The organism is Sphingobacterium sp. UGAL515B_05, assembly GCF_033097525.1.
GTDB lineage: Bacteria > Bacteroidota > Bacteroidia > Sphingobacteriales > Sphingobacteriaceae > Sphingobacterium.
This window is the reverse complement of the sequence record NZ_CP109907.1, coordinates 4,635,551-4,661,003: the sequence shown is the minus strand read 5'-3', so window position 1 is coordinate 4,661,003 and position 25,453 is coordinate 4,635,551. Positions and strand designations below refer to the sequence as shown.

At 36.8% G+C, this 25,453-nt stretch carries 23 protein-coding genes and 1 pseudogene; 13 read left to right on the top strand and 11 right to left on the bottom strand.

Annotated features, from left to right (window positions below):
- Nucleotides 1-164 precede the first annotated feature (164 nt).
- The gene (locus OK025_RS19115) at nucleotides 165-686 is read left to right on the top strand and encodes a DinB family protein (protein WP_317666209.1); all 522 of its coding nucleotides are present in this window, start codon (nucleotides 165-167) and stop codon (nucleotides 684-686) included.
- 45 nt (nucleotides 687-731) lie between these two features.
- On the opposite strand, the gene OK025_RS19110 is transcribed toward OK025_RS19115, so the two are convergent.
- Nucleotides 732-1,187, bottom strand: coding sequence for a GNAT family N-acetyltransferase (locus OK025_RS19110; protein ID WP_317666207.1), 456 nt, complete (start codon nucleotides 1,185-1,187; stop codon nucleotides 732-734).
- Between the two features lie 286 nt (nucleotides 1,188-1,473).
- On the opposite strand from OK025_RS19110, the gene OK025_RS19105 reads away from it, so the two are divergent.
- Nucleotides 1,474-2,568, top strand: a complete 1,095-nt coding sequence (locus OK025_RS19105; protein ID WP_317666206.1) for an ATP-binding protein — start codon at nucleotides 1,474-1,476, stop codon at nucleotides 2,566-2,568.
- A 142-nt stretch (nucleotides 2,569-2,710) separates the two neighbouring features.
- Nucleotides 2,711-4,024 carry a HAMP domain-containing sensor histidine kinase gene (locus OK025_RS19100; protein WP_317666205.1) on the top strand — a complete coding sequence of 438 codons (1,314 nt, stop codon included), beginning with the start codon at nucleotides 2,711-2,713 and terminating at the stop codon, nucleotides 4,022-4,024.
- A gap of 14 nt (nucleotides 4,025-4,038) precedes the next feature.
- Here OK025_RS19100 and OK025_RS19095 read toward each other — a convergent pair whose 3' ends face one another.
- Nucleotides 4,039-5,073, bottom strand: coding sequence for an endonuclease/exonuclease/phosphatase family protein (locus OK025_RS19095; RefSeq protein ID WP_317666204.1), 1,035 nt, complete (start codon nucleotides 5,071-5,073; stop codon nucleotides 4,039-4,041).
- Between the two features lie 169 nt (nucleotides 5,074-5,242).
- Here OK025_RS19095 and OK025_RS19090 point away from each other — a divergent pair, with 169 nt between their 5' ends.
- Nucleotides 5,243-7,363, top strand: a complete 2,121-nt coding sequence (locus OK025_RS19090) for an ATP-binding protein (RefSeq protein ID WP_317666202.1) — start codon at nucleotides 5,243-5,245, stop codon at nucleotides 7,361-7,363.
- 102 nt (nucleotides 7,364-7,465) lie between these two features.
- On the opposite strand, the gene OK025_RS19085 is transcribed toward OK025_RS19090, so the two are convergent.
- On the bottom strand, nucleotides 7,466-7,795 hold the full coding sequence (locus OK025_RS19085) for a YegP family protein (RefSeq protein ID WP_317666200.1): 330 nt from the start codon (nucleotides 7,793-7,795) through the stop codon (nucleotides 7,466-7,468).
- An 823-nt stretch (nucleotides 7,796-8,618) separates the two neighbouring features.
- Between OK025_RS19085 and OK025_RS19080 the strand changes: the two genes are divergently transcribed.
- Nucleotides 8,619-9,020 carry a helix-turn-helix domain-containing protein gene (locus OK025_RS19080; RefSeq protein WP_317666199.1) on the top strand — a complete coding sequence of 134 codons (402 nt, stop codon included), beginning with the start codon at nucleotides 8,619-8,621 and terminating at the stop codon, nucleotides 9,018-9,020.
- Between the two features lie 133 nt (nucleotides 9,021-9,153).
- Here the strand turns inward: OK025_RS19080 and OK025_RS19075 are convergent, their stop codons facing one another.
- The 3 genes from OK025_RS19075 to OK025_RS19065 form a co-directional block, all read right to left on the bottom strand.
- Nucleotides 9,154-9,312: a hypothetical protein gene (locus OK025_RS19075; protein WP_317666197.1), complete on the bottom strand. Its 159-nt coding sequence runs from the start codon at nucleotides 9,310-9,312 to the stop codon at nucleotides 9,154-9,156.
- A gap of 139 nt (nucleotides 9,313-9,451) precedes the next feature.
- On the bottom strand, nucleotides 9,452-9,964 hold the full coding sequence (locus OK025_RS19070; RefSeq protein WP_317666195.1) for an N-acetyltransferase: 513 nt from the start codon (nucleotides 9,962-9,964) through the stop codon (nucleotides 9,452-9,454).
- 88 nt (nucleotides 9,965-10,052) lie between these two features.
- On the bottom strand, nucleotides 10,053-11,468 hold the full coding sequence (locus tag OK025_RS19065; RefSeq protein WP_317666194.1) for a PLP-dependent aminotransferase family protein: 1,416 nt from the start codon (nucleotides 11,466-11,468) through the stop codon (nucleotides 10,053-10,055).
- Nucleotides 11,469-11,541: 73 nt separating this feature from the next.
- Here OK025_RS19065 and dxs point away from each other — a divergent pair, with 73 nt between their 5' ends.
- The 3 genes and pseudogenes from dxs (at nucleotide 11,542) to msrB (ending at nucleotide 14,849) form a co-directional block, all read left to right on the top strand.
- A complete protein-coding gene (gene dxs, locus OK025_RS19060) occupies nucleotides 11,542-13,473 on the top strand; it encodes a 1-deoxy-D-xylulose-5-phosphate synthase (protein ID WP_317666192.1) in 1,932 nt (643 codons plus the stop codon).
- Nucleotides 13,474-13,745: 272 nt separating this feature from the next.
- Nucleotides 13,746-14,321, top strand: a pseudogene (gene msrA, locus OK025_RS26825) (peptide-methionine (S)-S-oxide reductase MsrA); the annotation flags it as partial.
- Nucleotides 14,322-14,429: 108 nt separating this feature from the next.
- The gene (msrB, locus tag OK025_RS26820) at nucleotides 14,430-14,849 is read left to right on the top strand and encodes a peptide-methionine (R)-S-oxide reductase MsrB (protein ID WP_411567706.1); all 420 of its coding nucleotides are present in this window, start codon (nucleotides 14,430-14,432) and stop codon (nucleotides 14,847-14,849) included.
- A 63-nt stretch (nucleotides 14,850-14,912) separates the two neighbouring features.
- Here msrB and OK025_RS19050 read toward each other — a convergent pair whose 3' ends face one another.
- The gene (locus OK025_RS19050; RefSeq protein WP_317666188.1) at nucleotides 14,913-15,668 is read right to left on the bottom strand and encodes a helix-turn-helix transcriptional regulator; all 756 of its coding nucleotides are present in this window, start codon (nucleotides 15,666-15,668) and stop codon (nucleotides 14,913-14,915) included.
- 257 nt (nucleotides 15,669-15,925) lie between these two features.
- Here OK025_RS19050 and OK025_RS19045 point away from each other — a divergent pair, with 257 nt between their 5' ends.
- The gene (locus OK025_RS19045) at nucleotides 15,926-16,618 is read left to right on the top strand and encodes a DUF5694 domain-containing protein (protein ID WP_317666186.1); all 693 of its coding nucleotides are present in this window, start codon (nucleotides 15,926-15,928) and stop codon (nucleotides 16,616-16,618) included.
- Between the two features lie 86 nt (nucleotides 16,619-16,704).
- Nucleotides 16,705-17,436 (top strand): DUF3667 domain-containing protein, encoded by a 732-nt coding sequence (locus OK025_RS19040; RefSeq protein ID WP_317666184.1) that lies wholly within the window; start codon nucleotides 16,705-16,707, stop codon nucleotides 17,434-17,436.
- 43 nt (nucleotides 17,437-17,479) lie between these two features.
- Here OK025_RS19040 and OK025_RS19035 read toward each other — a convergent pair whose 3' ends face one another.
- A complete protein-coding gene (locus tag OK025_RS19035; RefSeq protein WP_317666182.1) occupies nucleotides 17,480-19,195 on the bottom strand; it encodes a M14 family zinc carboxypeptidase in 1,716 nt (571 codons plus the stop codon).
- 219 nt (nucleotides 19,196-19,414) lie between these two features.
- Nucleotides 19,415-20,359 (bottom strand): aldo/keto reductase, encoded by a 945-nt coding sequence (locus OK025_RS19030; RefSeq protein ID WP_317666180.1) that lies wholly within the window; start codon nucleotides 20,357-20,359, stop codon nucleotides 19,415-19,417.
- Nucleotides 20,360-20,816: 457 nt separating this feature from the next.
- Here OK025_RS19030 and OK025_RS19025 point away from each other — a divergent pair, with 457 nt between their 5' ends.
- Nucleotides 20,817-21,137, top strand: a complete 321-nt coding sequence (locus tag OK025_RS19025) for a GNAT family N-acetyltransferase (protein ID WP_317666178.1) — start codon at nucleotides 20,817-20,819, stop codon at nucleotides 21,135-21,137.
- Between the two features lie 38 nt (nucleotides 21,138-21,175).
- On the opposite strand, the gene OK025_RS19020 is transcribed toward OK025_RS19025, so the two are convergent.
- Nucleotides 21,176-22,231: an NAD(P)-dependent alcohol dehydrogenase gene (locus OK025_RS19020; RefSeq protein ID WP_317666176.1), complete on the bottom strand. Its 1,056-nt coding sequence runs from the start codon at nucleotides 22,229-22,231 to the stop codon at nucleotides 21,176-21,178.
- 197 nt (nucleotides 22,232-22,428) lie between these two features.
- Here OK025_RS19020 and OK025_RS19015 point away from each other — a divergent pair, with 197 nt between their 5' ends.
- On the top strand, nucleotides 22,429-22,995 hold the full coding sequence (locus OK025_RS19015; RefSeq protein ID WP_317666174.1) for a YceI family protein: 567 nt from the start codon (nucleotides 22,429-22,431) through the stop codon (nucleotides 22,993-22,995).
- 357 nt (nucleotides 22,996-23,352) lie between these two features.
- Complete coding sequence (locus tag OK025_RS19010) at nucleotides 23,353-23,937, top strand: hypothetical protein (RefSeq protein ID WP_317666172.1); 585 nt, start codon at nucleotides 23,353-23,355, stop codon at nucleotides 23,935-23,937.
- A 114-nt stretch (nucleotides 23,938-24,051) separates the two neighbouring features.
- On the opposite strand, the gene OK025_RS19005 is transcribed toward OK025_RS19010, so the two are convergent.
- The gene (locus OK025_RS19005) at nucleotides 24,052-25,263 is read right to left on the bottom strand and encodes an amidohydrolase (protein WP_317666170.1); all 1,212 of its coding nucleotides are present in this window, start codon (nucleotides 25,261-25,263) and stop codon (nucleotides 24,052-24,054) included.
- Between the last annotated feature and the right edge of the window lie 190 nt (nucleotides 25,264-25,453).

Below are 25,453 nucleotides of genomic sequence, written 5' to 3'. Positions count from 1 at the left end.
CCGGTATAGCAATGAATACCGGCCGTTTTTAGCTCTGATTGGCTCCGAATAAGTGAGATTCATAACTGAGTTTTGCAAATAATTTTATATTTTTAGTACATCATATTAACTTATCAATAAGCTAAAAAAAACGATCGAAATAATCCATTAATACTAAAAATAAGATGAATAGACAAGAATTGATCAAAACCTTTTCTGACAACCACCATACCGTTATTGCCTATATCGAGGTATTACCTGATCCCCACTTTTCATATCGTAATCATGAAAAATGGACGGCTGGTCAGCAGCTAAAACATATTCTCTTAACACTTCTACCCTTTCCAAAGGTACTTCAATCAAAAGATTTCATAGCCCAAAAATTCGGGTCTCTACAACGTACAACCTGGGATTACGATACAGTGCGTAACAATTATCTCAAAACAAGCCGACAGGCCCCAAGTCAATTTTTGCCTGAAGAAATCCTACCCGCACAGAAAGAGGATCTGATAGCGCAGCTGGAAGAAGTATTAGCAACAATCAATCAACTATTTGCACAGTACAATGAAGAGGAGCTAGATAGCCTGGTTTTGCCGCATCCTCTGCTCGGAAAACTCAGTATTCGCGAAATGTTTTATCTGATGAGCTATCATCCCCTACATCACCTGAATCAAATCAAGGAAAACTTGATCGTATTCAATCAATGAACTACATATTATTCGCCAGCTTGTCACCCGAATTAATGCTGCTATCTATTCCCTTGTATGGACCATATCATATAAATCAAAACCTTCAGCCCAATAGTCTTTATGGATTTCTCTTAGTATAAACCCATTTTTTTTATAGAATCCGAATGTAAATTGGGAGGTTCCAACTTCTATTTTTTCAACCTGATGATGGCTGTATAGAAAGCCAATGCGATAATTCAATAAGGCTTTACCAAAACCAAATCCATGATATTTTGGATTTAAAAAACTCCAACTTAAAAATCCTGTTTGCTCATCATCCGAAAATCCGACCCCACCACCACCAACAATTTGCCCATTAACCAGTGCGACAAAATAGGCTTCCACCTCCTTGTCAAGATATTCTTCGAAGTCGGCGACCTCACTCTCCGCAAAGTACTTCGGTATATTCATATAAAGAATATCAATCAGTTTATTTCTGTCCCGAGCATCATATTCTCTAATTTCCAAATACTTGTCCATAGTTGGTACGATTACAAATTCCTAGTTATTCCTTAACTTACAATCTCCCGTGAAGTTTATTAAATATAATCATATTTTGTTTTTTATTGAGTTTAAATAATGCGAAAAAAATTGGCACCTTGAATCGACCATTAGTCCTTAACTCATCTGTACCATTTATAGCTATTGTCTACAACCAAAACGTAACTTCAAATAACAACAAGAAATGCAAAAAAGCTAAATATTGGCTTGATCTTTGCGTATTTTTACCTTATTACTGTGGTAATAAACACTCATTCGCTCCAATATGCAAAAACCTCAAAAGAATGTTCCGATTTTCTTTGAAGCACTAAGTCAGATGCCTATTGCAACTGCCATTTATGATAACTCAAACCTCAATATCGCATTTGCTAATTCGCGTATGCTAAACATATGGCGTAGTGAGAATGAAATCTTTGGACATTCCTTTGCAGAGGTTTTTCCTGTATTTACTGAGGAAGGATTTACAGATATACTCCGTAATGTTTGGGATAGCGGTGTCACCTATAGGGCCTTTGATACACCAGCAACCATCATAGACCGTGATTTCAAAATGAAGCGCTATTTTGATTTTGAATATAAGCCTTTGTTTGATAAGCGGGGTCGAACTTATTCTATCCTACATACAGCCACAGATGTTACCCATAAAATACATAAAGATAAACCCACAGATCAAGAAAATATAACAATCAATCCGGCAACGAACCTTCGAATGATATCGTACACTCTTTCTCATGACGCCAAGAATCCTTTAGCGCTTGCTAAATTAGGAATAGGTGTACTGAAAGAACATTTAGATATGCAATCGAGCCGCCGGGTAGAACTCTATGATGTGATTGATCAATCTCTTGAGAACATCGCAGATATTATTGACAAAACAGTAGAGCTGAGTCTTGCTCCAATTAATAGCCTAAGGAAGCAGTACATTCGCTTGGATCTTACCCTTCCAAATTGGTGCCGAGAAGCTAAACTATTATATCGCAGTCATCATACAGAGCTTATCTTTGGTGATCTTTTCCCATTAAATAGTGATCAAAATGGAATATACCAAGTCTTCACCAACCTGATCAACAATGCCATTAAATACTCATCAGCCAATAAAAAGGCACAAGTATATATTTATAGTGAAAAAGTAACAAATGGCGTATTGTATTTTATCAAAGATAACGGTATTGGCATTCCACAGCATGAACTCGAAAATATCCGCATGGAAAGACAACGCGGATCCAACTCGACGGACTACAATGGTAAAGGCATAGGATTATTTATTGTCCAGGAACTCCTTGAAAGACTCAAAGCACAGATGGCCATCTTTAGCCGCGAAAACCAAGGGACCGAGGTGCGCTTATTTTTCCCCAATTAATACAGCTGCCCTAACGCAATTGTTATTCTTTCCATTTCCTCGTTTTCACAAGATATTCAATTCTTGAAAAATGATTGTTGGACTCCCGATTTATGGCTAATTTTGAATATTCAGACACTATTAGCAAATCAGATCTGTCGTTATGAATCAATTCCGTAAATATTGGATTTATTTTTCCCATATTGGTGCGCATACCGACATGTCGTACATCGATTTCAAGCGCGTGTATATGATAAACCTGATTGCATTATTATGTTTGTTTCCCACAATTTTCTTTTCAATTCTCAATCTTATTGACCACCGTTATATTTTATCAGCGATTAATTTCTCCAATTCAATATGTGCGATTACCGTACTTTTTCTTCAATATAATGGAAAGTATAACAGTGCAAAGGCAACATTATTGACAAGCAATTCTGTATTTTTCTTCGCCGGAGCTTTACTCTATAAAAATGGTGGTGAATACTTTTTATTATGTACACTTATCGTTTCGATGTTGATGTATGACAACCGACGGGTCCATATTATACTTTGTATTATAGTGGCTTTCCTAATTTCACTACTATATTTACTTCCAGATATACTTCCTCAGAGCCAACAGGTCCCGCGATCTCGATCTGTTTTCAACATTATCAATGCACTTATTTTTATGGTTGTTGCTGTAAATTTTTTCTTGGACATCATCTACAAGAATATGAAGAAGATCGAGCATCAGCGCCATAACTTGGAATCCATGAATCGCGACAAAGAAAAAATATTCTCAATTATAGCTCACGACATCAAAAGCCCATTTGCCAACCTGGAGGCTTTGGTATTTATGTTTCGTAACCAAATGCTCAATAATACTACTTCACAGGAATACATTCAACAAATCTATCAACAGATTACTCAGCAGAATCAGGCATTGGATGACCTTTTGCAATGGGGTAGCAGCAATATGCAGGGAATGGATACAAATGCCTCAACTTTATTGATCAAACCCATGATTCAACAAATAATTAAAGGCTTTAAAGACAACACGCTATCTAAACAGCTAAAAATCAATATAGATATACCTGATAACACTCAATTAATTGCCAATAGAGACCATACCATAATCATTTTACGCAACTTGATCAGCAATGCGATCAAATTCAGTTATGTTAATGGAAATATCAATATCTATTCAAGTATGGATGAGCTATATACGCATATTCATATTCAAGATGAAGGAATTGGTATTAACCCTTCGAAGTCTGCCGCTCTATTCAATGAAATTCAACAAAAGTCATTTGGTACAGAAGAAGAGCCAGGATCGGGTGTAGGCTTAGTTCTATGTAAAGATCTCATTGAACGAAACAAAGGCATTGTAAACATCCAAAGCACGCCCAATAAAGGATCAATTTTTACTGTGGGGCTACCTTCCTGTGCTGACCAACTCTCCCAACACAAGGAAAAAGTTCCCTCTTGCTGTTAGGACAAAACATGGGGTCAGAATTTAAAGGAAAGAAGCAAAGCCTTATGATCTGTCGGCCAAATACCTTTGGGCAGCAAAAAATGATCCTCGCTATCTCTTTCTTCTTTTTGTCCATATTTTATAGTTTCCACCGGTCCCACAATCTGTATTTCAGAAACTACCAAAGGTAATTTACTGCGAAAATATATGTAGTCTATCCGATCCCGATCATCGGCAGTTGGTGCCCACGCTAATTTACTAAGAGGCACATCTTTGTTGTATGTAGGATACGTAAAACCTGGATGACTGACCGGATTTGGATACTTTTGACGAAAACTGTCCATGAATCCGGCTCGCTGTAGAAGCACTGAACAATCCCAAGGGACCACGGCGCCCCTATGATCAAAAAGATCTTTTGTTTCATCAGTCCAATCCAGATGCGAAGGTTCATTGAAATCTCCAGCGATAACGAAAGATTGTAATTGGTCTTCCTTTTCTACATCTTTGATAACATCGCGAATCGCTTCGTCGCGTTTGCTTTTCCGATTTGCAGTAGTTATCGCTAATACATCTGTAATCGGACTCTCCAATTTCTCCCAGGTTACGCCATCATAGCCCCGCGGCAGATAGCAAGCATAATTCGTATAATCGAGATGCAAAGCGTAAAATACAAAATGGCGCTTTCCGACTTCTATCTTACTCTTAAGTACACCTCCCATATCACTGTTTCTTTCGTAGAGTGCGTGTTGCTCTTTTATAGGATATTTCGAAATAAAGCCTACATCCAACTTCTCATCATTTGACTCTCCAAAAAACTTTGCTCCTTTCCTACGTAGTTCGACCAATATACGCTGTATAAAATCTGTATTCTTATAATTTCGAACTTCACTAAATAAGACCACATCGGCCTGTTTTGCGATAATCTCTTCAGCAATAGCTGTAAAACCTTTAGGAACTACTGTACCTTCCTGCCAGATATTGATCTGTAAGATTTTAAGTTCATTTGTCCGTTTAGCAAACAAGCTTTCGCAAAAAATAGTCATCAGTAGCAGGATAAAAAGTTTTTTCATATTCAATAATATAGATTCGGTATAAAAATAGTAAAAAATCTATCTCAGTTGAGCTTGAACGGCAAAATGAACGTCGATATTATTTGAAGCGTAAAATAGAAAAAATTTTGCGTCGCCGCTTTTGTAATTAATACTTTATCTTTATAAAAAGAATTTATACTGTCCAGATATGATTGAGAATACGTTTGGAATCGATATTTTACCTGAAAATGAACATGACCGACTAAATGCGCTCAGACGCTATAAAATTACTGGTACCCCTTCAGAAGCAAGCTTCGATGGGATAGCTAAATTAGCCACGCAAATATTCAATGCTCCTATTGCGTTACTATCGTTAGTTGATGCTGAATCTGTTTATTTCAAGGCAAATATTGGTATGGGTGCCACAAAAGAAATGAATCGAGGCAAAAGCCTATGTAGCCTTGCTATTTTAGACGAGAAAGTAACTGTGTTTGAAGATGCACTTCGGGAAGAGATATTACTCGCCAACCCAAATGTTATCGGTGATTTCGGCTTACAATTTTACGCAGGCGCGCCCCTTACTACGCACGACGGCTTCATGATCGGATCGCTATGTATTATCGATAAGCATCCGCGCACTTTCACCAACATTGACCGGAAGATACTGGAAGGGCTCGCACAAACGGCTATGGATCAAATTGAACTTCGGAGTTCCTCAATAGATAAAATTGATGAGCTTGAAGGGCTGAATATTACAATGGCAACGATGCAACAACGCCTACTCGAACTTAATGACGAGATGGAACTTGCCAATGACGAACTTTATCGTACCAATAGCCAATTAAACAAATCATATGATTTGACAGTCTTACTAAATAAAAATCTAAAAAAGAGCGAACGTCGGTTTAGGTCTTTTATCGATAAGGCTCCAATAGCGTTTGCGATTTTAACTGGCCGTAATTTATTCATAGAAGTAGCAAACGATATGATGCTCAAGCTTTGGCGAAAGACCGAAACTATCATCGGCAAGTCGCTGGCGCAAGCACTCCCCGAACTCCAAGGGCAGCCCTATCTCGGGATATTGGATAATGTCTTTACAACAGGCGAAAACTATATTGGAGACACCGTGCACGCTAGGCTTGAATCCAAAGGTATTTTAGGCGATCATTATTTCGATTTTACCTATGAACCTTTGAGAAATGATGAAGGTGAAGTAGAGTCTATTATTGTCATTGCCAACGAAGTTACCGAGCGTATCAAAAGAAACGAGCATCTCGAAGCGCTCAATAACCAGTTGGAAATCGCATTAAAGGCTGGTGAACTGGGTTCTTACAATCGCGATATCAGAACCGGGAAAATGGACTGTTCTGAAACTTGTAAACTAAATTTCGGACTCAGTAAAAAAGACCGATTTGACTACGAAGACCTTATGCAAAGCATCGTCCCTGAACATCGCGAAATGGTCTACAGAAAAGTTCAGGAGGCAATTCAAAACAAGACTACTTATCATGCTGAATATCTTATCTGTTGGCCAGATGGATCATTACATTGGATCAATGCCTCGGGTCTGCCGAAATACGACGCGGAAGGTAATGCCACCCACCTCATCGGCGTGGTAGCAGATATTACAAAACGAAAGAACTACGAATCTCAAAAAGATGACTTCTTGGGTATTGCCAGTCATGAACTAAAAACACCGGTTACCGGTCTAAAAGGTACCATTCAATTGCTGGAGCGATTCAAAGACAAAACAGGAAGCGACATCATTTCGAGACTTATTGATCAGTCCGCGGTCAATATCAAAAAAATTGTTACACTTGTTGATGATCTGCTTAACATGCATCGAATCAGTGAAGGCCAGCTACATTTAGAAAAGACAAGCTTCAAAGCATCAAAGATACTTACGTCCAGCTGTCACAACATTATATCGCAGGGTAACCATCAGGTTAACATGACTGGTGATCTTGATGCCGATCTCTTTGCCGACGAACAACGGTTAGAACAAGTTCTTGTCAATTTTGTGAATAATGCCGTTAAGTATGCTCCGGAATCGAAAGAAATCAATATTGTTGTTGAACAACAGCAGGATCATGTAAAAATAACTGTCACAGATAAAGGCGAAGGTATAAATCCAGAAGTACAACCTTTTATTTTCGATAGATATTATAGGGCCAATCATGAAGGCAAATCTTATTCAGGTCTTGGACTAGGTCTCTATATCTCTTCTGAAATCATAAAAAAACACAACGGTCAAATTGGAGTTGATAGTACTTTAGGTCAGGGAAGCAGTTTTTGGTTTTCTATTCCGGTTCCAACAGTAAAACAATAGTTCGAAAAGAGCCGAATAAAAACGCGGCTCTTTTACTATCAAATCCTATCCTACACTTCAGCAGATTACTCATATTTAGCAATCTGTAATTTCAGAGTAAGGTTAAGCAATTTCCTCAACTGGAGCATCGGGTGCGTTCTTTTTAACGGACTCAATACCATTCTCCATCCCACTTGCACTTTCATACATCTCGCTAGTTCCAATAATTTGGCCGTTGGTAGCCTTGAGATTGAAGTAGTGCTTACCATTGGTTGACGTTTTACGGTCAAATTTATTATCATCCTGAGCATTCTTTTTCACAGATTCAACGCCATTCAAACAGTTAGCTTTAGTTGTATAACCTTCACTGCTCAAAATTACCTGTCCGTTTCCAGCCTTTAAATTGAACTGGAATTCTCCATTTTTTGTTGTTTTTACTTCAAATTTACCCATTTTCTCAATTAATTAAATAAATACGTGGTTATTGGAATTAACTTCCATACTAAAGATAATAATTTCCAATGTTTTTATTGTAAAACAACGATTAATTTTTTAGCAACAAAAATAGAGCTTACAGTAGTTTTATATCCTATTTTTGCTATTTCCAGTTAAACTATGTCCTACTTATAAGAAAGTGAGTTTAAAAAACAAATAAGCGCTTTATTTATCCTCACGTATAGGTGCTAGATGTCATTCGAACTAAGTATACAGATTCATCCTGATTTAATCAAATTGTATTTCTTATCGAAAACAAGACAATTACTCTTTTTTGTGGAATGCATGTTACGATGCAGAAATTATTAAGTTCCCTCCTTCTTTAAAATCAACTTGTATCTATTTTGCTTGGCAACTGATTATACTTTCTTTGAGTACCAAAACTGAACTGAAGTCAACTATAACCTAAGGTTATAACAACCCCTTTTATAAATTAAATATTTAATATAAATAACATTTATAAGACACTATATAACAAAAAACAATAGTCGAAAAAACAAAAGAAAATAACGCGCAGAATTTTAGTGTAAATCTAGATTTTGAGTAGGCTGTTTTCTATCTATTATTCGTTCTCAGGTTTTCCCAACATGAGTCGGTTGAGCGTCAGTTTTACTTCTATCCATCACAAAAAATTATAATTTTAAAAAGCGAATCATTAATTTCGAAAACTACATTACGAAATCAAAGCGCTAACTTTGATTATATTCAATATGATTGACTAAACACCTAACCAAACTATGATACCGGATAGGACAGCAATTGAAAGCGACTACATTAAAACATGAAAAACAACATAGAAGAACAAAAAGAAACGTTGAATCAATTGGATCAAAATCCAACTTTGCTAGCTGAGCACCCAATTCTAGTGGAATTTAAAAACCTCATCCACCAATATCCTCAGAATCATTGGAATCTTCAATTCTACCTGAAAAAGTTAAACGTATCCAGAATAGCCTTGCATCGATTGACAGTTACCTGCAACGAAGCTTCCCCTACCATGATCGTCAAAGAAATTGTAGCAAGTGAAATTGCAAAAAAGCTCGCTTCTACCGAAATTCCGATTAAGGAATTAACCTCTCGGTATGGTTTCAGTTCATCAGCTTCCTTAACAAGATTTATAAAAAAACATACCGGATTAAGTCCGCGCAGATTTAGGGCATTAAACTCGCTAGATTATATTTAATCTAAACTGTTTATAACAGTTTAGATTAAATATAATCTTTTTTAATTAATTTATAATTATTCAACAATTCATCTTTTTGTATGGTGTATTGATCTTTGAGTTTCAATACCCACCCCACTCCTTCTATTCTTACTCACTCAACTTTTGTGGGCATACGAACTGTTATCTTATCCCAATTGGGACTCATGAGTGGCTCCACATTTGACTTCCAGAATTCTTCAATTATCGGTGTCCCTAATAATCGAATAGGCAGTCCCCAATCTAAACACAGGAAAACTATTGATTTTCTCATTATTATACACTTTAAAAATTATATAAGGATCTTCTTCTCAATCACTCAAATTACAACCTTCAATAGTAAGAGTCCTATTTAAACAAAAAAGACCGGAATCAGTGTGCTTTTTTATTACATCTGAGTTTCCACACCACCTCTAGTTGACCTTAAGATAAAATGCTGATTCTAATGGTACTCCCTCAAATTGGCTAATCTCCTGTTGTTTTATGAACCCTTTTTGTTCAAAAATTTCAATAAAGGAACTCCCTATAGGTTCATTAATCCAAATGATTTCGTAAGAACTACACACCGCAAGACATTTATCCATTAATGATGCCTCTATTTGTGGTTGAACTTCATGTGGGCAAACACCAAAATCCGCAATTCGTATGGCACGTTTACCTCCTAGATTTGCTGGCTTTTGTCCTTTTGACGTTATTCTCGCATACCCCATCGGTTGATCGTCAACATAGGTCACCAACCATTGATTTGACATACTGTTTATTTCGTTCACAAGGGTATTGATGTTAAAATTTTCAACAATATAACGATCTAATTCAGCCGGTTTCAATAACTGAGCGAATTTTTCTACAGCCAATGCTTTGGTAAGCATGGATAGCACTTCAATGCCTTGTTCTGTAGCAACTGTAAATTTTGTGATTATATTCATTATTTGCATCTACATTTAAATACACAAATGTAAATGCTATAAATTGGGATTTTCGATACACATCGCATAATTACAACCGATACAGATATTACGGGGCCTCACATACATATCGACCTACCTGCTGAATTGCCTCAATCCGTTTTTCAGTAAATTTATCGGCAATTACCAATCTAAAATAACGCCCAAAGTTATTTGAAAAAGAAAAGGTATATCCGGGAGTAAACCTTGCTCCTATTCTTTCACACTGTATGTAGAAATCATGCATATTGATTCCTTCAGGTATTTTCACCCAGAGATTATATCCCCCTTGAGGTGTAACAACTTCAGTTTTTTCAGGGAAACTGGAAGCAATAAGATTGATTGCCATATACGCATTTTTTGCCAATTGCATCTTCAAGGAGCGAATATGCCGATCGTAACTACTACTGCCAATCAAACGGTTCACAGTTTCTTGATTTAATGGTGAAACTGTGCTCCCTAATGCAAACTTAATCCGTTCAGCATCTTTTAGAAATTTTCCTGTACTTAGCCATCCCAGCCGAATACCAGGTGCAAGTGTTTTTGAATAGGATGAAAATGTCATCACTAAGCCACTTTCATCATATTCTTTTATTGTCGAAGGTCTACTTCCCTGAAAGTTCAGATCGCCATAGATATCATTCTCAATAACAGCTACATTATATTGATAAGCAATTGCCAATAAAGTAATTTTCTGTTCGTTTGAAAGTAAAATGCCTGTTGGGTTATGAAAGTTGGGCGTAAGAACCACTGCTTTTACTGCATTTCCTTTACATGCCTGTCTAAAAATATCTATATCAAATCCCTCATTCGTACCGACAGGAATCTCGATAACACGCAATTTTAACACCCTAATGACTTCCAATACAGAAAATACACATGGGCTTTCTACCGCAATCACATCCCCGCATTTACATACAGCTGTTAAGGCAATATACAATGCCTGTAAAGCACCGTCTGTTATCAATAATTCTTCGGTGTTTAACAACGTCCGCTGCGACGCCGCTCGGCTAACAATATTGTCTCTCAGCAGTGTTGAGCCATTTGTTGGATAATACCGTAATAATCCAGCTCCCTTTTCCCGAATAACTTGTTGCATCGTTCGAAGCAAAAGCTTTTGAGGAACAAAAAGATCGCCGGGAGCTGCAACATTAAATTCCGAAAAATGTCGATTTAATCGTGAGGAGGTTGTTAACCCAATCCCCTGCTCAAAGACCGCATCCCGCACGACCGGCGGACGTATGACTTGACTGGACTCTATTACTTTTTCATTTTTCACGCCAACATAATAACCCGATTTTGGAACACTTTCTACTACCCCCTTAATCATGAGATAATCATATCCTGCCTGTATTGTAGTCATGCTGAATCCATAATAATCCTTCAACTCACGTACCGAAGGCAGCTTCTGGCCTGGCTTATAGATTCCGGATTTTATATTCTTCTCTATAATTTGTGTAAAGATTTCAAACTTGTAACTTTTCATCTGTACTGATCATTTTTACATACACTGTACCTGTACTACAAATCTAATCAATCTAAATTTGTGTAAAAAAGAAATGACAGGCAATTACCACATCAACACCCCAACATACTTGCGAGATCTTCCGCAAGATGTTTTACCCGAATTGACTCATGAACTAAGAACTTTCTTAATTGACCATATCGCTAATAATGGTGGCCATTTTAGTTCAAGCCTTGGTGTCGTAGAACTTACCATAGCACTGCATTACGTATTTAACACTCCTATAGACAAACTCATTTGGGATGTTGGGCATCAGGCTTATGTGCATAAGTTACTCACTGGAAGAGCTCACCTCTTTCATTCAAACCGACGTTTAGGAGGTATAAGTGGATTTCCTTCCATGGAAGAAAATGAATTTGATGCCTTTGGTACCGGTCATTCCTCAACCTCGTTATCCGCAATTCTCGGTATGGCAACCGCTGCCAAATATAAGGGTGATCACGTTCGTCAGCATATTGCTGTGATTTGCGATGGTGCTATTACAGCCGGTTTAGCATTTGAAGCGCTAAATAACATTGGTTTCGAACAGGCAAACGTACTCATTATATTAAATGACAACAATATGTCTATCGATGCCAATACAGGAGCTTTACAAAATTATCTTACCGATCTGACGTCAGGGCAATCATATAATAGATTAAGGTCTATTGTTAAAAAGATTTTATCTACCAACAGACGCAGAGTCGGCTGGTCAATTGCTACTATGCGGAAAGTCGAAAAATTGATAAAATCGGGACTAATCACTTCAAGTAATTTTTTCGAAGCCTTAAATATTCGGTACTTTGGTCCAGTAGACGGTCACAACCTGCACAAGCTTATCAAGGTATTTAAAAAACTCAAACATATTCCTGGTCCTAAAATATTACATTGTATAACAGAGAAAGGAAAAGGTTTTGCACCTGCCATGCTAAATAAGTCACAATGGCATGCCACGGGAAAATTCGACAAGGAAACTGGTGCAGGTTTAGAAAACAATGTAACTCCAGCACAAAATGAAAGTTACCAGGAGGTGCTCGGCAAGACTTTGATACAGCTGGCGCGAAGCAATAGTCGCATTATGGCGATTAGCCCAGCAATGCTTTCAGGTAGCAAACTGACCGCTATGAAACGGGAAATGCCTAATCGCGTTTTCGACGTTGGTATTTGCGAACAGCATGCAGTCACATTTTCGGCTGGACTTGCAGCTGACGGACTCCTTCCATTTTGTGTGATCTATTCGACATTCCTTCAGCGCGCTTATGATCAACTCATTCACGATGTTGCTTTACAGAAATTAAAAGTAGTTTTTTGCATTGACCGATCCGGTGTTGTCGGCCCAGATGGTCCGACCCATCAAGGTGCATTTGACGTTGCTTTTCTCCGCTGCATTCCGAATATCATTGGAGCATCTCCAATGGATTTAAAAGATTTTAAAAATTTACTATTTACCGCTCAGCACGACACTACTGAAGGACCATTTGCAATTCGTTACCCAAAGGGTTCGGGTATAAAGGATCAACATTCCGACAAATTTACTAAGGTTCAAATCGGAAAAGGCAGAAAACTCCGTTCAGGTGAGGAAATTGCAATACTTTCCCTCGGCCCGGTCGGCCTATATGCGCAGAAGGCATGTTGCGAGCTATTCGATATGGGAATACATATCGCCCATTACGACCTACGGTTCTTCAAACCCCTCGACGAAGAACTATTACACGAAATATTCCAAACATATCCTTTTGTTATTACTCTCGAAGACGGATGTATTACAGGGGGAGCTGGAACCGCTGTTATGGAATTTATGGCCGACCATGGTTATAAAGCTAGCGTGAAAAGACTGGGTCTACCTGATTCTTTTGCGATTCAGGGTAGCCAGGAAGAACTTCACAGGCTCTACAATTATGATAAGGACGCGATCATTAACACGATTAAGGAGTTATATGCTACTATTCACCCGTCAAATATCCATATAAGATCCTATGAGAACTAATCGCACGAATAAGCTTTCATGAGGTTAATGTGTATGGATAATTAGTTGGATTGAAAGAAATAGCCTGCCAAAAATTCCGCAGCCGATTGACTTGGTTAGTATCATTTTGTCAGGATTTTAAATTGATCCAGCTACTTGGTCTTGTAATTGTAAAAAGAATAAGTAAACACTGAGTATTTGTGTATCTAGCAACAAAACAATATTGAAAGGTACGGTGTTTGTTGCCCAAATGATAGAAACAATTTTGTTTTATCAGATTAGCGGTACATTTCATGAAACACTTAATAATTCTCCTTGCTTTAGCTACTGGACTATTTCTAATCAGTAAGGTGTGTTTTTCGCAAAAAGGAAAAGATTTAAAATCGTCAAAACAAGGAACTATGAATACTATAAATCAACAAGATCACGTTATTTATTTTGCCGGAGGTTGCTTTTGGGGAACCGAACATTTTTTCAAACAAGTACGTGGGGTCACAGCAACTGAGGTTGGTTATGCCAATGGAAACCTTCAGAACCCTTCATATACACAAGTTTCCACTGGAAAAACGGGGTTTGCTGAAACGGTAAAAGTTAGCTATGATCCTCAAATTGTGGATCTCAAACTGCTAATTGATCTTTTCTTTAAGACAATTGATCCGACTTCACTGAACAAGCAGGGTAATGACATCGGTACACAATACCGCACGGGGATTTATTTTACCAATACGGATGATGTTGCTATTATTAAAGAAAGAATCGCTGCGCTAGCAACTCAATATAACAGCAAAATAGTCGTAGAAATAGAGCCTTTACAGAACTATTACGATGCAGAAGCTTATCATCAAAAATATTTAGACAAAAATCCAGGTGGCTACTGCCACATAAGCCCCGATTTATTTGAGCTGGCCCGAAAAGCAAATCCAGAAAAAGTGATTCAAGGGCAAGAGAAGACCTACAAAAAAGCGGACAAAGAGACGCTGAAGAAAGAGCTTACACCACTGCAATATAATGTTACACAAAATGCCGCTACTGAGCGCGCATTTGACAATGAATATAACGATGAGTTCAGAGAGGGTATCTATGTAGATATCACCACCGGAGAACCTTTATTTGTTTCTACTGATAAATTTGAATCTGGATGTGGGTGGCCCAGTTTTTCTAAGCCAATCAGCGATAGTCTGGTTCAAGAATTATCCGACAATTCTTATGGAATGCGAAGAACTGAAGTACGTAGCAGAACAGGCGATGCACATCTTGGCCACGTTTTCAATGATGGTCCAGCCGATAAAGGGGGATTAAGATATTGTATAAACAGTGCTTCACTCCGCTTTATTCCAAAGGATAAAATGAAAGCACAGGGCTATGAGAAATATCTACCATTGTTGGTAAAAAAGTAACGAAATAGCGCCTCGTAAAGAGGCGCTTATACTAAAAACTCTGGATTACAACTTCATTTATCATTACAATAACCTGTTGTTCAGCGCGATGACTAATGCTTCATTCATATTACTTACACCTAACTTTTCAAATAATTTTCGTCGGTGGAATTTCACCGTATCTATGGAAACGAAAATTCGCTCAGATGTTTCATGAATGGTAAGTCCGCGATGATAGAAACGCAATATTTCTATTTCACGTTCCGTAAGATTTACCTTACTTCGAGAAATCCATTTTCCCGTTAAGAGATCGAGCTCCCATAATAAATCAGCGTTAAGTTTTTCGATCGTCACATTTCCCGAAGACACATTGGTCGATAATGATACAATACAAATGGCTTTCCATATTTTCCCTTCTTCGGTTAAAAAGACAGGCGTCAATTTGTGATTAATCAAAATAGCTTTATTTGATGCATTCTGTATTTGAAAATCGTAAGATATAACGTATAGTTTTCTTTCTTCAATTGGTATTTTTTCATAAAAACTAAATCCCGCTTCGTTAATATTGATCAGCATCTTAAAATCATCAGGAGGAACATATTTCTCATAAAAAGTATACCCCATTTCCATCACTTCGGCAGCCGTTAAACCAGCTAAAAAAAGAGGATTATCAGACACATATTCAAAACTTTTACGCTGATAATCTATCAAGTAAATACTTTGATAAGTAATCCGTGAAAAAGCTTTTACAAACTCGAGATAGCCGTATGTTTGCAAGAGATCCTTTTCCGAAAGACGATCAACCGTATTTTTTTGTGAAAATAGTGCGTTAAAATCCATAAAGAAGTTCTAAAATTCGAAGTTAAATAAAACTACACTCAAGTGTAGCTTTTTTTAAAACAAACAGTAATATTTTTGAAAAAAATCGCGGCAAAAATAGCTGACGAAATAAAGCCGGAAAAACAAAAACTTTTTATTATACAATGCTTATAAACACTGCTTATTTTAGAAATTTCGGGATCATACTTGGAATTTTATTCTACGGAAATTGCTCTGCACAGGAAAAGATAGACGTTTTAAACTTCGCGACATTCCATATGACTTATACACCAGATGCTCATAAAGTGAAGTTTGATGAAAATGATAATAAGAATAAAAATGATGCCTATCAAATAGCAAAACTATTGGCAGCGTTTAAACCTACAATCATTTGTGTCGAAATAATTCCTGCAAAAAATGAAGAATTAAACACCGACTATCACGCTTTTGTTGAGGATAAAGAATATAAAGCCAAATTTGGTGGCGAAATCGCTTTAATTGCATATGAGGTAGGTAAATTGTCAGGAGTAAAAAAGATTTACGGTATTGACGAACAGCAAACAGCTGCCTATAATTACAACATTAGCAGCGAATTAGACAATCCTATGGACAGTACTACAGCTAAAAACTATATGAAAAAAGTCATTGCAGAGTTTGCTAATATTGATAAACTATCGGTGTTAGATAAACTAAAGATATTTAATGACCGAGAGACCTTACAGAAGTTCATCAATATAAACGCTGATATATTAACCTATAGTAGTACCAAAGGTCATTTTGAAGGGGCCGATGAAGCAAGTAAATTCTATAGGAGAAACTTACGGATGTTTTCTAACATAAATCAAATCCCGGTCACAAAGGATGATCGAATCCTCATCATTTCTGGAGCTACACATGCTGCCTTTCTAGGAGAGTTTTTGGAAAGGAGTCCCAAATATAAACTTATCAACATTGATAATTACCTTAAATAGAAATCATTCATAGTAAAGCTCTTACTATTCCTCCTATCCTTTAAAAATATTGAATTTATCCCTTATTATCTCAATAAACATTTAACATGGTTAACTGTAAAAACTGCGGGACAAACATTACTTCAAAATTTTGTCCTGACTGTGGCCAGCCAGCAGCTCTTAAAAGAATAGATGCACACTACATAACACACGAAATAGAGCACGTTCTCCACTTTGAAAGAGGTATCTTTTATACAATTAAAGAATTAATCACAGCCCCGGGACAAAATGTAAAAAACTACATTTCTGATAATCGAAGTCGTCTGGTGAAACCGATCATTTTTATCATCGTGACCTCATTGTTGTACTCATTGGTCGCTCATTTTTTCCATACAGAAGAGAAATATATCAAGTCCGTCGACGCACGTACAATCGAAAATCAATTCGTTATAACATCCAAAATTTTCCAGTGGTTGCAAAATCATTATGGTTATGCCAATATTATCATGGGATTATTTATCGCTTTTTGGGCTAAACTATTTTTCAGAAAATACAATTACAATTTCTTCGAAATTCTCATTTTATTGTGTTTCATCATGGGAATGAGTATGTTAATGTATGGATTTTTTGCAATAATTGAGGGTATGACTCATACAAATTTACTCATGTATGCAACTGCATTAAATTTTTTATATTGCACTTGGGGCATGGGCCAATTTTTTGACAAGAATATAAAAATCAATTACTTCAAAGCATTTTCGGCCTACACACTAGGATTTATAACGTATTTTATTGTAATAATGACGATCGGTTTTACCATTGATTTATGCTTAAAATAATTGTCTTTTAAATACGCCTACCCTTTTAAAAATAACGAAAATATCAATTGATTCGAAAAATAGGATAAAGAAGGTGAGATCTTTCATAATAAGGTGAGTGTTTATAAATCCAGTCCAATTGTGCTCTGCCATTCTCGGCGAACTTAGGATTGCTCGTCTTTTCCCTTTCAAATGCAGTTCTTAATTCTCTATCCTCTTCTAGAAGCTTAGCTGCCGTATCCTCAAAAACATAAGCTGAATAATATTCTTTCTGTCCTAAAATTGCATCAAAGAAATTCCAATTGAAATAAGAGTCGATTGCTTCGGGTTCCAAGGTTTCCAATAGAAATTTCACTCCGTCTTGATTCATTGGTACCAAAAGATCTCCTACATTAAACTTTACTTTACTAGTTTCCCGAATAAGATCGGTATCAAAATGCAAATAATGTCCTTCATAGGGACTTGAAGTTGTCTTGAAGTCATTAATTCGATATTGCTCCACCATAATGACCGAGTCCTCCTTTAAAGGGATCATCTTAATTTGATTGAGTTTTAACAGATCAATAATTCTCCATTCGGATTGTGGGATCACATAATACTTGGGAACTGTAATTTCTTTGATTGGGATATAGGAATTATATAGTTTAACTTGCTTTGAAAACTTAGCCTCTCTATCGTACCATAACCTATCTTTCGAAGAGATGTCACTGGGTTTGTATTTAGCTTGGAAACCTTTGAAATCCATTAATTCATATTTTGAGGAATCCAGCTTCCATGCAATAGCATATTTGTCCCCTATTTTATATTGATTTAGGTTTTCAGCTCTCTTCTGCTTTATCACATTGTAATTTTGTTCCATATAATCAATGTTACACAGCATATAATCATAGGTCGCTTTGACACGTTGTTTATAAGACTTTAACATATGTGTTTCCACAACCGTTCCTATTACATTAAATAGACTGGTATATCCTGTAGCGTATCTCGGCGAATCCATAAAGGTTGGAAAACCACCATCTGGTATATCGCCATGTATATTAACATATGGGACAGAAATGAATCCTTTTCCCTGAAGATCTTTTAGCAAAGTCTTTTGCATTTGGTTGTTAAAATAGTTTCCTAAAATAGTTCCAAGACGTTCTTTATTTGTCGAAATATACGTGAATGTGTATTGATAATCTGCCCCATTGCTCACATGATTATCGATAAAAACATCTGGTTTGATCCATTGGAAAATCTGCTGAAAGCTTCGCGAATTTTTTGTATCTGTTTTTATAAAATCTCTATTTAAATCATAATTTCTAGCATTTCCTCGAAAACCATACTCTTCAGGGCCATTTTGATTGGCTCTTGAAAAGCTACCTCGATTCATCATTCCACTGACATTGTAACTTGCAAGCGCTACAACAATTACATTCTTAACTGGTTTAATTTTTTCCGACGCCAAATCTCGCATGAGCATCATAGTCGCATCAATGCCATCTGGTTCTCCAGGATGAATACCATTATTAACGAATAGAATACACTTCTCTTTCCTAGACTCTTCCAATGTACTTCCTGTGGGATTAAATATAACAACATCAATCGGCTTATTATTATCGTCGACTCCTTTTGTTTCATAGGTAATTGATGCATACTTCTGTGCCAATTCCCGATAATATTCACGCATTTCATCAAAAGTTGTAGACTGATTCCCATTGCCACGTTCATAAGGTGTGAGCACCTGAGCATAGCTTCTATCAACAACCAAAAAGAAAAATAAAATTAGGAGCTTTTTCATAAGATCAATTTAATAACCCAATTTACAATAAACTTATTAAAGTATATAAACCAAGCTTTCCGGTTCTCACCTATTGTTATACAGGAAGCCTATTAAAATATAAGTTTTTATATTCCTGTCAGTTTAAACAGAAAATAAAAAAATCTCCATGAAAGATGGAGATTTCAAACAATATTTTGGTATTAAAAAGAAATCATAAAATAACTACAACATTGTCACTCATTTACTCACTTCGTCCAGCAATTCGATATCTTCCGTATCTAGTTGCAGAGACGGAGCCGCAAATAAGGTTTTCAACTGATTTTCACTAGTAGCACTTACAATCGGAGCCGTAATTAAGGGTTTGGCTAATAACCAAGCTAGCGCAACCGTCGCTTGTTTTGTTTCGTGTTTTTCGGCGACAGAATCTAACGCCTTTAAAACGGCTTTTCCTTTGTCGTCAAAATACTTCTTGATACCGCCTCCCCTTGCTGTTTTATCAAAATCAACCTCAGTACGGTATTTACCGGTCAAGAATCCTGCTGCAAGGGACCAATATGGAAATACACTCAAACCATACTTTTGAACCAATGAAGCATAGTCAGTTTCAAAACCACCACGCTCAACAAGATTATAATGTGGTTGCAGTGCAACATATTTAGGTAAACCATTTTTCTCCGCAACATTAAAACTTTCAATTAATCGTGCTGCAGACAAATTAGAGGCTGCAATATACCGAACCTTACCTGCTTTAATCAACTCATCATAAGCCGATAGTGTCTCTTCAACAGGTGTTATTTTATCATCAAAATGAGTATAGTATAAATCAATATGGTCTATTCCCAACCGTCTCAATGACTCATCAGCAGATTTCAAAATGTGTTTTCTTGAAATATCATAGCCGTGTTCCTTGGTTTCCGAACCAACTTTCGTTGCAACCACAATATCTTGACGATTACCCCGGCTTTTTAGCCACTTGCCAATAATTTCTTCAGATTGCCCTCCAATACCATTTACCCACCATGAATAAGTATCTGCGGTATCTATAAAATTAAATCCTGCGCCTACAAATTTATCTAAAATATCAAACGACTGCTGTTCGTCCAATGTCCATCCAAATACATTTCCACCAAAATTGATCGGTGCTATCTGCAAATCTGTGTGTTGTAATTCTATCTTTTTCATCGAAATTATCTATCTATTGTTCCATTGAATAAAAAACATGTATCACATAACATATGCAACAACTACACTAAAGTTACGTTATTCACGTCGAGGCAAGCCAAAGACCATCACATAAAAATGTCATAAAAAATTTAAGACGACATCACCATACCCCATTGAGCAATACTTTGGAGACGAAATGAGGATAATATGCTAAATTGCAAAACGATTTCTATTGAGGAACTTATAATATGCCCCCATCAACCAGACACAGAAGTCCTTGTTATTGGTTAATCTTAATCTGATATAACACCTAATGAAATTAAAAAGATTAAACGTTAAAACATCTTGATCATATGGCGCAAATAACATACAGAACAGCAAAGGAAAGTGATTTGAATTTTTGTTAAATCTAAGAGTAAAAACTATGAATCCGCATTTAACAGCATCTTCCCTCTCGACGTCCGTAGATTCGCACATGCAGAGAATTAAATACAAATTCGATTGCGCTTCCATCATTGAATATAATACAATATCAATTGGACTCTTAAAAATAGAGAAAAAACGGGATAGTATCGAGTTGATTCAAATTCAGATCGCCCCTTTATATCAAGGCCAAGGAATAGGAAAAAAAATCATTAAAGAGATTATAGATGGAGCAGTTTCCGAAGGGAAATCGGTTACACTAGATGTTCTCAAATCCAATAAAGCACAAAAATTATATTTAAATATCGGGTTCAACATCATAAGAGAAAATAAATACTCCTATAGAATGAAATATCAAAAAATAGTTAATTAAAAAAACAGATCGCCAAAAGTTGTCGATCTGTTTTTTAGTTACTTCTCAATAGTTGACATATCGATTACAAACCGATATTTTACATCACTATCCAATACCCGTTGATAAGCCTCATTGACATAATCAATGTCGATCATTTCAGTTTCGGGTAAAATGTTATGTTGAGCACAGAAATCAAGCATATCTTGTGTTTCCTGTATCCCTCCAATACTAGAAGCCGTTAAGATCTTATTCCCGCCCATAATCGAGCGTCCGTTAATCTGCATGGGAGCGGCTGGAATGCCAACACAAATATAAACACCTTTTGTTTTCAGTAATGCTAAATAAAGATTGTAGTCATGTGGTGCAGATACAGTATCAATAATGAAATCAAAATACGATGAAAACTCTTTTATCTCTTCTGCTTCATGAGTATTTAAGAACTTGTGCGCACCAAGCAATGCGGCATCTTCCTTTTTTCGGGGGGAATGACTGATCATGGTAACTTCTGCTCCCATTGCCACCGCAATTTTGACAGCCATATGCCCCAATCCGCCTAAGCCTAAAACCCCAACTTTATGACCTTTACTGATATTCCATCTTTTTAATGGCGAGTAAGTAGTGATCCCAGCGCAGAGAAGTGGCGCAACCTTTTTAATATCCAAAGATTCGGGTACATGAAGCACAAAATCTGCGTCTGCTACTATATTATTACTGTATCCACCAAAGGTATAGCTGTGATCATGCATAACATCTTTGCTATTATAAGTCCAAACGGTCTTCTTTTCTGAACAGAATTGTTGTTGGTCTGATTTACAGTTATCACACTGGCCGCAAGAGGCCACCATACATCCCACACCGGCGAGGTCACCTTTTTTAAACTTAGTCACTCCAGAACCAACGGCACTGATTCGACCAACAATCTCATGACCTGGAACAATCGGGTACTGTGTACCTCCCCATTCGTCATGAACTTGATGAATATCCGAATGACAGATCCCACTATACAAGATATCTATTAAAACATCGTTTGCACCAAGCTCCCGTCTTTCAAATTCCCAGTATTCAAGTGGAGAAGTACTGTCTTTTGCCGCATAACCTTTCGATTTAATCATATTATCTTTTTTTATAGACCACAATTTGGAGACGAAAATGTTTTCGATCCACAATTTAATTTGTGCTAAGTTAGCGGGTATTACCGACGGATAAAGAAGCTTAATCGTAATATTGACACTGCGCAAACAAAAAACGGGTTTCAACATATAGCGATCAACACAACACGACGTATATTTGGGTTTATATAATCATTTCAATGAAAAGAACCAGTTTAACGTTAGCAATTATTTGCCTAACATCAATGGCTTTTGCTCAAAAAGCAAGCTATAAGATCAATACCCAGACCTCCACAATCAAATGGAATGCTAAAAAAGTGGTGGGAGGACATGAGGGAACTATAAATCTGCAGGATGGCATAATCCAGATTGATAAAGGAAAAATTACTTCCGGGAATTTTACTATAGATATGAATTCCTTGGCATGTACAGATGCCCCTAAATTGACCGGACATTTAAAAAATGAGGATTTCTTTAATGTGCCAAGTTATCCGACTACGAAGTTTGTCATCAGTAAAGTTGACAACAGTAAGGGAAATCCAATCATAACAGGCAATCTTACAATCAAAAATAAAACAAAATCGATCTCTTTTCCCGCAAAAGTTACAACAACTGCAGACGGGCTCTCTGCCGAGGCGAAAGGTGTTAAAGTGAATCGGTTGGATTTTGATATACAATATCGCTCAGCGAGTTTCTTCTCTGACCTAGGTAATAAGGCCATTGAGGATGAATTTACTTTAGATATCCAGATTAGGGCAACAAAATAGCGATCCCACAGTCCTGAATCAATAATCAACTCTTCTTAAAAGTACATAAAAGACCATTTGATATAACAAGTGGTCTTTTAATATATTTATTCACCCTGTAAAGAACCAAAGGGATTTATTCGTTCTGTTTTAACAGACGGGTAACCTAATGGGTGACGTTGTCTTAATCAAGAGCTAGGCGTCCAAATAATTTGATTTCCCTTACAAATAGCGTCTTAACGCTGCAAAAATAAACTGAACAAAGATTCTGTTAAATTAGATTTGATTCAAATTGCACTTAGCCACCTCTAAGATTAACAAAAGTAAAGTTTTAAAATTATCTTTAAAGTCCCTAAAGTAAGGTTAGACAGATTATACATGGAGAAAATAAAAACTTTTCAACAGCACGAGCTTAATAGAATTAGAAAACATTGGAACGATAGTGGCCTTGCATTTGAGAAGTTGGGAAGATCTTCTAATATATCGGATTATTCTGACAGGGAAATCAACGAAATGCTATTAGGAATATATAAAGATAGTAAGCATTTGATGGTTGATGAAGGCTATTTTATTGATGTTGCGCAAGCCCAAAAAGCGAGTTGCACTTTAGTTGATGTATCCTATTCGAGACGTATTAAACCCGACCCAAACAGTGCGCTCAAACTTCAGGATATCCGTAATTTTTATGTTGAGGATTATTTCGTAGAGACAAAGGAACCGTTCTCCGACAAACAAATACATAAAGTAACGGGTTACTTGAAGAAAATTGGCGGTATCAGTTTAGGTAAAGGACAGTACAGTCACCTGTATTCTATTCCGAACGATTTTAAAACTTTCTTCGGTGATAGCCCCGCCGATTTGTTCTACCCTATACAGCGATACATAAATGGACTATTTTTTGACGACGATTATCGAATCTCAAATTTTGAGGTCATCAGTAAGATTTCTATTGCCAAGACATAAGAGCCGGTTATTATAAATAACCAGCTCTTCAACTAAGTTGTTTTATTGTATTCAATACCTCTCAAAATGGAATTGAACGCGTATACAGTGAATAATCAAAGTTAAAAACAACTCTTAAAATACAATATTTCCTTTATGTACCAAAGAGCTTACTGTTGAAATTCGCGAGACTGCTTCAGCAGAACAACTAGCATCAACAAAAACCATGCTTGCTTCATCACCTGCTTTTGGCCATTCCTGATTCCCATTATTATCCAAAGGCAATCTATAACGTGTTGCAAAAGCTAATGTTCTTGATAAGCCAAATTCCGTTCCATAACCATACAGCTGGGCAATAAGATTTGCTTTTTGAAGCATGTTTCCAGATCCAAAAGTATTCCAGTGATCTTGGATGTTGTCGTTCCCGACCAAAACCTCCACACCATATTTCCGAAGTGTTGGAATAGGCATAATCATCGTGCCAAATGGCACCGACGAAACGATTCCCACACCCGCTTCAGCTAGGCGCGCTGAAATTTTTTCAGTTTCGGCTTTGTCAAGTCGACTCAGTGCAAAAGCGTGGCTGACAAACGCCCTCCCTTTTAATTGGGGGTTTTCTAGTGTTCGATCGATCAAGAACTCGATTGTCCTCATACCACTTTCCCCCATTTCATGGAGATGTATATCAACACCTTTATCGTTTTCGAGAGCTAAATTCGTAATTTGCTCCATGGTTCTTTCAATACTTCCATCTAAAGAATATGGATCTACCCCACCAATAAAACTAACAGCATCCAATTTTGCAACATCTTTTAAAATCGGTAAAGTATCCGTATAATAAAGGCCATGCTGTGGAAAGGCTACCAGCTCTGCTTCGACGGTATCCTTTTTTAATGCCAGCGCACTTTCTAAATTTGTTAGGGATTTTAGTCCTGATGTTGGATCAACATTGAAATGTGAGCGAATAAAATCTGTTCCATATCCCTGCAAAAAATTCAACATTTTACCAGTTCTCTCCACAGAAGTATTTAGCCAGGTTGGAATCATTTTTTGCTCATAAGCGATCATGTCCTTTACAGTATGCCGCCTTGGAGAAACAGCTTCCCAGGGCAAACCAAATAACATTTTATCCAAATGGGCATGCATATCCTTAAAAGCCGGCAACATTAAATGTCCTTTTGCATCAATAGCATTTGCTTTAGGGTCATTAGGTTTAATTCCTTTTATCTTACCGTCTTCAACTTCTATACAGAATAAAGCAGTACGTGTGCTTATCACTTCTTTTCCATCGTACTCAAATCCTATCTCAAGCAGTACGTTTTTTAAAATATATGTTTTAGCTTCCATATTTATTTTGATCATGTTCTTCTACTCAGCATGTAAAATTTACTAGACAATAGAACAGGAATTAATTCCTTACATTGTTATTGGCTAGAATTTCTAGTACAAAGGTCGCCATGATTCTTTGGGATGCTTTGCAGAATACATCTCGATATTTGAACAATTTATTACTGCCCACATTTTGCCTACAAATTAA

What these genes read in the sequence shown, in the direction of transcription:
- OK025_RS19035 (WP_317666182.1), bottom strand. Translation starts at nt 19,195, where the DNA reads ATGAAAAAGCTCCTAATTTTATTTTTCTTTTTGGTTGTTGATAGAAGC.
- dxs (WP_317666192.1), top strand. Translation starts at nt 11,542, where the DNA reads ATGACAGGCAATTACCACATCAACACCCCAACATACTTGCGAGATCTT.
- OK025_RS19025 (WP_317666178.1), top strand. Translation starts at nt 20,817, where the DNA reads ATGCAGAGAATTAAATACAAATTCGATTGCGCTTCCATCATTGAATAT.
- OK025_RS19105 (WP_317666206.1), top strand. Translation starts at nt 1,474, where the DNA reads ATGCAAAAACCTCAAAAGAATGTTCCGATTTTCTTTGAAGCACTAAGT.
- OK025_RS19015 (WP_317666174.1), top strand. Translation starts at nt 22,429, where the DNA reads ATGAAAAGAACCAGTTTAACGTTAGCAATTATTTGCCTAACATCAATG.
- OK025_RS19115 (WP_317666209.1), top strand. Translation starts at nt 165, where the DNA reads ATGAATAGACAAGAATTGATCAAAACCTTTTCTGACAACCACCATACC.
- OK025_RS19080 (WP_317666199.1), top strand. Translation starts at nt 8,619, where the DNA reads ATGAAAAACAACATAGAAGAACAAAAAGAAACGTTGAATCAATTGGAT.
- OK025_RS19070 (WP_317666195.1), bottom strand. Translation starts at nt 9,964, where the DNA reads ATGAATATAATCACAAAATTTACAGTTGCTACAGAACAAGGCATTGAA.
- OK025_RS19065 (WP_317666194.1), bottom strand. Translation starts at nt 11,468, where the DNA reads ATGAAAAGTTACAAGTTTGAAATCTTTACACAAATTATAGAGAAGAAT.
- OK025_RS19040 (WP_317666184.1), top strand. Translation starts at nt 16,705, where the DNA reads ATGGTTAACTGTAAAAACTGCGGGACAAACATTACTTCAAAATTTTGT.
- OK025_RS19030 (WP_317666180.1), bottom strand. Translation starts at nt 20,359, where the DNA reads ATGAAAAAGATAGAATTACAACACACAGATTTGCAGATAGCACCGATC.
- OK025_RS19090 (WP_317666202.1), top strand. Translation starts at nt 5,243, where the DNA reads ATGATTGAGAATACGTTTGGAATCGATATTTTACCTGAAAATGAACAT.
- OK025_RS19110 (WP_317666207.1), bottom strand. Translation starts at nt 1,187, where the DNA reads ATGGACAAGTATTTGGAAATTAGAGAATATGATGCTCGGGACAGAAAT.
- OK025_RS19100 (WP_317666205.1), top strand. Translation starts at nt 2,711, where the DNA reads ATGAATCAATTCCGTAAATATTGGATTTATTTTTCCCATATTGGTGCG.
- OK025_RS19075 (WP_317666197.1), bottom strand. Translation starts at nt 9,312, where the DNA reads ATGAGAAAATCAATAGTTTTCCTGTGTTTAGATTGGGGACTGCCTATT.
- OK025_RS19085 (WP_317666200.1), bottom strand. Translation starts at nt 7,795, where the DNA reads ATGGGTAAATTTGAAGTAAAAACAACAAAAAATGGAGAATTCCAGTTC.
- OK025_RS19005 (WP_317666170.1), bottom strand. Translation starts at nt 25,263, where the DNA reads ATGGAAGCTAAAACATATATTTTAAAAAACGTACTGCTTGAGATAGGA.
- OK025_RS19050 (WP_317666188.1), bottom strand. Translation starts at nt 15,668, where the DNA reads ATGGATTTTAACGCACTATTTTCACAAAAAAATACGGTTGATCGTCTT.
- OK025_RS19095 (WP_317666204.1), bottom strand. Translation starts at nt 5,073, where the DNA reads ATGAAAAAACTTTTTATCCTGCTACTGATGACTATTTTTTGCGAAAGC.
- OK025_RS19020 (WP_317666176.1), bottom strand. Translation starts at nt 22,231, where the DNA reads ATGATTAAATCGAAAGGTTATGCGGCAAAAGACAGTACTTCTCCACTT.
- OK025_RS19010 (WP_317666172.1), top strand. Translation starts at nt 23,353, where the DNA reads ATGGAGAAAATAAAAACTTTTCAACAGCACGAGCTTAATAGAATTAGA.
- OK025_RS19045 (WP_317666186.1), top strand. Translation starts at nt 15,926, where the DNA reads ATGACTTATACACCAGATGCTCATAAAGTGAAGTTTGATGAAAATGAT.